This window comes from Xanthomarina sp., from assembly GCF_035306705.1.
GTDB lineage: Bacteria > Bacteroidota > Bacteroidia > Flavobacteriales > Flavobacteriaceae > Xanthomarina.
This window is the reverse complement of record NZ_DATGNO010000142.1, coordinates 1-6,416: the sequence shown is the minus strand read 5'-3', so window position 1 is coordinate 6,416 and position 6,416 is coordinate 1. Positions and strand designations below refer to the sequence as shown.

Here is a 6,416-nt window from a genome sequence, read left to right as displayed (position 1 = left end):
ATTTTATCTCCAATTTTCTCTGTTAAATACTTCCAACCTTCCCAATCGTTTTCGTCCATCCCATCTTCAATAGAAATAATTGGGTACTTAGATGCTAATTCGGCTAAATAATCGGCTTGCTCCTCACTGGTTCTAACCTGGCCTTGCTCGCCTTCAAATAAGGAGTAATCGTATTTTCCGTCTTTATAAAATTCGGCTGCTGCACAATCCAAAGCAATAAAAATATCTTCCCCTAATTTATATCCTGCATTTTCAACGGCTACTTTAATAGTATCTAAAGCGTCCTCGGTTCCTCCAGCTAAATTAGGTGCAAACCCACCTTCGTCCCCAACAGCTGTACTTAAACCTCTTTTGTGAAGTACGTTTTTAAGATGGTGAAAAATTTCCGAACCCATTCTCATAGCTTCCGAAAAATTTACAGCACTTACAGGCATAATCATAAATTCCTGAAAAGCAATTGGCGCATCGCTATGGGAGCCTCCATTAATAATATTCATCATTGGAACCGGAAGCGTATTGGCGCTAACGCCACCAACATATCTATATAACGGCATTCCAAGTTCGTTTGCGGCAGCTTTTGCCACTGCTAAAGAAACTCCTAAAATGGCATTAGCTCCTAAATTAGATTTATTGGAAGTGCCATCTAGGTCGATCATGGTTTTATCTATATGGTTCTGCTCAAAAACTGAAGTTCCTAGCAATTCCTGAGCAATTATTGTATTGACGTTTTCAACAGCCTTCAAAACACCTTTTCCCATATAAGGTTTCCCACCATCTCGTAACTCTACAGCCTCGTGTTCGCCAGTAGAAGCACCAGAAGGCACAGCAGCCCTTCCCATAAAACCATTTTCGGTAAGCACATCCACCTCTATAGTTGGGTTACCTCTTGAATCAAAAATTTGTCTGGCATGAATATTAATAATGATGCTCATTTTAAATGTTTTAGTAATTAATTATTTATTTAATGCCCCAAAGTTTCAAAAATTTTCAGGGTTAATTTAAAAACCTCAAGGAAGTGGGTCTTCGTTGAGGCTTTTCAATTATCTATTTTTTATGTTCTCTATAAACTGATCGAACAGATATGAAGAGTCGTGTGGACCTGGACTCGCTTCCGGATGGTATTGAACCGAGAAACAATTCTTGTTTTTAATACGGATTCCAGCAACCGTATGATCGTTTAAATGAACATGTGTAACTTCTATGTCTGGATGAATTTCCGCTTCTTCCTTATTGATAGCAAAACCATGATTTTGAGAGGTTATTTCACCCTTTCCTGTTAACAGGTTTTTTACCGGATGATTAATCCCTCGATGTCCATGATGCATTTTATAGGTAGAAATTCCATGAGTAAGGGCAATAATTTGATGTCCTAAACAAATTCCAAATAAAGGCAAGTTTCTATCCAATATTTCTTGGGTTAACGTTCGAGCAGATTTTAAAGGTTCTGGATCTCCAGGTCCATTAGATAAAAAGTATCCATCTGGGTTAAACGCACTCATTTCTTCAAAAGTAGCATTGTAAGGAAACACTTTTATATAGGCATCTCTTTTAGCAAGATTTCTAAGAATGTTGGTTTTAATTCCAACATCTAAAGCAGCAATCTTATAGGTGGCATTTTCCTCACCAAAAAAATAAGGTTCTTTAGTTGAAACTTTAGAAGCCAACTCCAAGCCATCCATATTGGGCACATCTGCCAATTGCTTTTTTAGAGCTTCAATATTATCAACTTCGGTTGTAATTACAGCATTCATGGCGCCATTTTCTCTTAAATAGCTTACCAAGGCTCGCGTATCCACATCGGAAATAGCGAATAGGTCGTGCTGATTTAAAAACTCCTCTAAAGAGGCATCGGCTCCATCTCTTGAATAATGATAGCTAAAGTTTTTACAAATTAATCCGGAAATTTTAATGGAGTTAGATTCTACCTCGTCTTTATGGGTTCCATAATTACCAATATGCGCATTGGTAGCTACCATTAACTGACCATAATACGAAGGGTCTGTAAAAATTTCTTGATACCCAGTCATGCCTGTATTAAAGCAGACTTCACCAAAAGCTGTTCCGGATTTTCCAATGGCTTTTCCATGAAAAATAGTCCCGTCCGATAAAAGAATTATCGCTTTTTGTCTTTTATTGTATTTCATTACTTCTTAATGAGATTTCCGTCGTAAAAATATTGAGGTGACAGAAATAAAGTTTTGCAAAATTGCATAAAAAAAAGGATAAACTAAAATGTTTATCCTTTTTTATGTTTTCTTTATTATAGACAGCTAAATAACTATAGTGTATTATAATGCTGAAATATTAATTTAAGATCATTTACTTCTTTGAAACTTAAATTATTATCCTTTGCATACTGTTTTAAAATATCTCTTTTATCAGCGTCTACTACTTTTAAAATGGCAGACCTTTTAAGTTGAATTGGTTTCAACTCCTCTTTATCTGTTGTGTAAAAATATTTTTCCTTTACAATCATCGAATCGTCAGTAGTTTTTTGCTGAGTTAACGGATTAAACATACCTTCTTTTATAGCTATTTCAAATTTTCTTAAGATAACTACAGAATTTGTTACAACCAGTTCTTCGAAATAAGAGTTTCTTTGAAACTCGCTGTCCAAATAGCGTTTAAAAGTTCGACCTTCTATAACAACTTTGTCCACATTTCCTGGGTTGAATGCTAAAATGGAGTCTTCAGAAAACTTAGCTTCAAAACGTTCCAATTGCACATTATAATTTAACTTATTAAATTTATACGCCTTTTTGTTTTTGGTGTAAATTAAAGCATTGCTAGAGTTCCATGAATCAAATAAATAAGGAGATCCTTTTAATCTAGAGCTTTTGGTTGAGTTTGTAACCCAAATTCCATCATTGCTCATAATTCCGTTTGAATTGGCAAAACTATCTCCAGCGATGTTAACACCAGCTTGTGAAAACGTTAAATTAACTGTTAGGGTAAGTATGAAAACTAAGAGTTTGTTCATTATTTTATAAATTTTTAGTTGCAAATATAAAAAAAGGATAGACTTTAATGGGTCTATCCTTTTTTAATTATTATTAATTAACAAAAACTTAACTACTATTCTTCTTCGTTAGAAGTTTTGGTTTCTGTTGCTGGAGCAGCGTCAGTAGGTGTAACAGGTGCAGCACCACTTCTTCTACTTCTTCTAGTTGTTTTCTTAGCAGGTTTATTTGCGTTGTAGATTTCGTTGTAATCAACAAGCTCTATCATTGCCATATCTGCATTATCTCCTAAACGATTACCAAGTTTGATAATTCTAGTATATCCACCTGGACGATCAGCTACTTTAGGAGCTACATCTCTAAACAATTCAATTACTGCATCTTTTTGTCTTAAACGAGACATAACAATACGTCTGTTGTGAGTTGTATCTTCTTTAGATTTTGTAATCAATGGTTCTACAAATTGTCTTAAAGCTTTTGCTTTAGCAACTGTTGTGTTAATACGTTTGTGTTCGATTAAAGAACAAGCCATATTAGCTAACATCGATTTTCTATGGGCTGTTTGTCTCCCTAAATGATTTACTTTTCTTCCGTGTCTCATGACATTTGTTGTTGGACATCATCTTGCTACCAGATCCTTTATAAACGGAGAGCAAATTATGAGTCGTTAATACTTGGTTATATTAGTCTTTGTCTAATTTATATTTTGAAAGGTCCATTCCAAAGTTTAAACCTTTAACACTTACTAGTTCTTCAAGTTCGGTTAAAGATTTTTTACCGAAGTTACGGAACTTCATTAAGTCGTTTTTATTATAAGAAACTAGGTCTCCTAAGGTATCCACTTCTGCTGCTTTCAAGCAATTAAGAGCACGAACCGACAGATCCATATCAACTAATTTAGTTTTCAATAGTTGTCTCATGTGAAGTGATTCTTCATCATAAGTTTCTGTTTGTGCAATCTCATCAGCTTCAAGGGTTATTCTCTCATCCGAGAACAACATAAAGTGATGGATTAAAGTCTTAGCTGCCTCAGTTAACGCGTCTTGTGGCGTAATGGAACCATCTGTGATAATTTCGAAAACCAATTTTTCATAATCGGTTTTTTGTTCTACACGATAGTTTTCAATACTGTACTTAACATTTTTAATTGGAGTATAAATAGAATCTGTAAAGATTGTTCCAATTGGTGCTGAAGCTTTTTTATTTTCTTCTGCTGGCACATATCCTCTACCTTTTTCAATGGTAATCTCCATGTTGATATTTACTTTAGGATCTAAATTACAGATTACTAATTCTGAATTTAAAACTTGGAATCCTGAAATAAATTTTTGAAAGTCTCCAGCTGTTAATTGATTTTGTCCTGAAATAGATATTGAGACAGACTCGCTATCCACATCTTCTATTTGTCTTTTAAAACGAACTTGTTTTAAGTTTAAGATAATTTCAGTAACATCTTCAACAACACCTGCAATGGTAGAAAATTCATGATCTACACCTTCCATTCTAACTGAAGTGATTGCAAATCCTTCTAAAGAAGAAAGTAAAACTCTTCTTAGAGCATTTCCAACTGTTAATCCGTAACCAGGTTCTAAAGGACGAAATTCGAATTTCCCTTCAAAATCAGTTGAATCAATCATGATTACTTTGTCGGGTTTTTGAAAATTAAATACTGCCATATTTGAGATTTGTATCAGTTATTATTTAGAGTATAATTCGACGATTAATTGCTCGTTAATGTTTTCTGGAATTTGAATTCTAGCAGGTACAGAAACATATGTTCCTTCCTTTTTCTCACTATTCCATGTAATCCATTCGAAAACCTGACTTGAATTAGCTAAAGAACTATCGATAGCTTCAAGCGATTTAGATTTTTCTCTTACAGCAACTACGTCTCCAGCTTTTAACTGGTAAGATGGTATGTTTACAATCTCTCCGTTTACTGTAATATGTCTATGTGAAACCAACTGTCTTGCACCGCTTCTAGATGGAGATACCCCCATTCTATAAACTACGTTATCCAATCTCGACTCACAAAGTTGCAACAACACTTCCCCAGTAATTCCAGGAGCAGCAGTTGCTCTTTTGAACATGTTTCTGAATTGTTTCTCTAGAACACCGTAGGTGTATTTAGCTTTTTGCTTTTCCATTAACTGGATAGAGTATTCAGATTTCTTTCCACGACGCTTGTTTGCACCATGTTGACCTGGAGGATAGTTTCTTTTTTCAAAAGATTTATCTTCTCCGTAAATAGCTTCACCGAATTTTCGGGCTATTTTAGTTTTAGGACCAGTATATCTTGCCATTGTTTGATTTGTTATAAGAGTGGGTATGAATTAAGGTCTTAATCTTATCCTTCGATATCCGTTAGTCTCTCGTTGATACTTGTTTATTAATTTTTTTTCAGTTTGCAAATTTACGTATAAAAAACTAATATCAACTATTAAAAAACAGTTGATATTAATTTAATATAATATATAAATTATACTCTTCTTCTTTTTGGAGGACGACATCCATTATGTGGTAATGGAGTAACATCAATAATTTCTGTTACTTCGATTCCCGCATTATGAAGAGATCTAATAGCCGATTCTCTACCGTTTCCTGGACCTTTTACGTAAACTTTAACTTTCTTTAAGCCAGCTTCACTTGCTACAGCTGCAGCATTTTCAGCAGCTAATTGAGCCGCATAAGGTGTGTTCTTTTTAGAACCTCTAAATCCCATTTTTCCAGCAGACGACCATGAAATAACGTCTCCTTTTTTGTTTGTAAGCGATATAATAATGTTGTTAAAAGAAGCGGTTACATGTGCTTCTCCTACTGATTCAACAATTACTTTACGTTTTTTTGTACTTGACTTTGCCATATTGAAATAGTTTTAAGTTGTTAGTTTTTAGTTGTTAGAATCCTAAACATTGCTATTTCAAACAGATTCATCTAACCTCTAAACTCTAATGACTAATGTCTTTTAATTATTTAGTCGCCATTTTTTTGTTAGCAACAGTTTTTCTTCTTCCTTTTCTAGTTCTAGAGTTGTTTTTTGTACGTTGACCTCTTAAAGGAAGTCCAACTCTATGACGAATACCTCTGTAACATCCAATATCCATTAATCGCTTAATGTTCAATTGTGTTTCAGAACGTAGTTCTCCTTCAATAGTAAAAGATCCAACAGCCTCACGAATACCATTGATATCCTCGTCCGTCCAGTCTTGAACTTTTGTACTTTCGTCAACTTTAGCTTCCGCTAAAATATCTTTTGCTCTACTTTTACCTATTCCATAGATATAAGTAAGGGATATAACCCCTCTCTTGTTTTTCGGTATGTCTACACCTGCAATTCTTGCCATAACTACCCTTGTCTTTGTTTGAATCTAGGATTCTTTTTGTTAATTACGTAAAGTCTTCCTTTTCTACGCACGATTTTACAATCTGCACTTCTTTTTTTAACTGATGCTCTTA

At 34.4% G+C, this 6,416-nt stretch carries 9 protein-coding genes; all 9 read right to left on the bottom strand.

Annotated features, from left to right (window positions below):
• Nucleotides 1–932: phosphopyruvate hydratase (eno, locus tag VKY47_RS11650; protein WP_324312980.1), on the bottom strand; the 932-nt coding region annotated here is incomplete at its 3' end.
• A gap of 108 nt (nucleotides 933–1,040) precedes the next feature.
• Nucleotides 1,041–2,144, bottom strand: a complete 1,104-nt coding sequence (gene carA / locus VKY47_RS11645; protein WP_324312979.1) for a glutamine-hydrolyzing carbamoyl-phosphate synthase small subunit — start codon at nucleotides 2,142–2,144, stop codon at nucleotides 1,041–1,043.
• Nucleotides 2,145–2,278: 134 nt separating this feature from the next.
• Nucleotides 2,279–2,980 carry a hypothetical protein gene (locus tag VKY47_RS11640; protein WP_324312978.1) on the bottom strand — a complete coding sequence of 234 codons (702 nt, stop codon included), beginning with the start codon at nucleotides 2,978–2,980 and terminating at the stop codon, nucleotides 2,279–2,281.
• A 95-nt stretch (nucleotides 2,981–3,075) separates the two neighbouring features.
• Nucleotides 3,076–3,561, bottom strand: coding sequence for a 50S ribosomal protein L17 (gene rplQ, locus VKY47_RS11635; RefSeq protein WP_324312977.1), 486 nt, complete (start codon nucleotides 3,559–3,561; stop codon nucleotides 3,076–3,078).
• Between the two features lie 82 nt (nucleotides 3,562–3,643).
• Nucleotides 3,644–4,636 carry a DNA-directed RNA polymerase subunit alpha gene (locus VKY47_RS11630; RefSeq protein WP_324312976.1) on the bottom strand — a complete coding sequence of 331 codons (993 nt, stop codon included), beginning with the start codon at nucleotides 4,634–4,636 and terminating at the stop codon, nucleotides 3,644–3,646.
• Nucleotides 4,637–4,657: 21 nt separating this feature from the next.
• Nucleotides 4,658–5,263: a 30S ribosomal protein S4 gene (rpsD, locus tag VKY47_RS11625; protein ID WP_324312975.1), complete on the bottom strand. Its 606-nt coding sequence runs from the start codon at nucleotides 5,261–5,263 to the stop codon at nucleotides 4,658–4,660.
• A 176-nt stretch (nucleotides 5,264–5,439) separates the two neighbouring features.
• A complete protein-coding gene (rpsK, locus tag VKY47_RS11620) occupies nucleotides 5,440–5,823 on the bottom strand; it encodes a 30S ribosomal protein S11 (RefSeq protein ID WP_324312974.1) in 384 nt (127 codons plus the stop codon).
• Between the two features lie 106 nt (nucleotides 5,824–5,929).
• A complete protein-coding gene (rpsM, locus tag VKY47_RS11615; RefSeq protein ID WP_324312973.1) occupies nucleotides 5,930–6,304 on the bottom strand; it encodes a 30S ribosomal protein S13 in 375 nt (124 codons plus the stop codon).
• Between the two features lie 2 nt (nucleotides 6,305–6,306).
• A partial coding sequence (rpmJ, locus tag VKY47_RS11610) for a 50S ribosomal protein L36 (protein ID WP_324312981.1) occupies nucleotides 6,307–6,416 on the bottom strand: 110 nt, incomplete at its 5' end.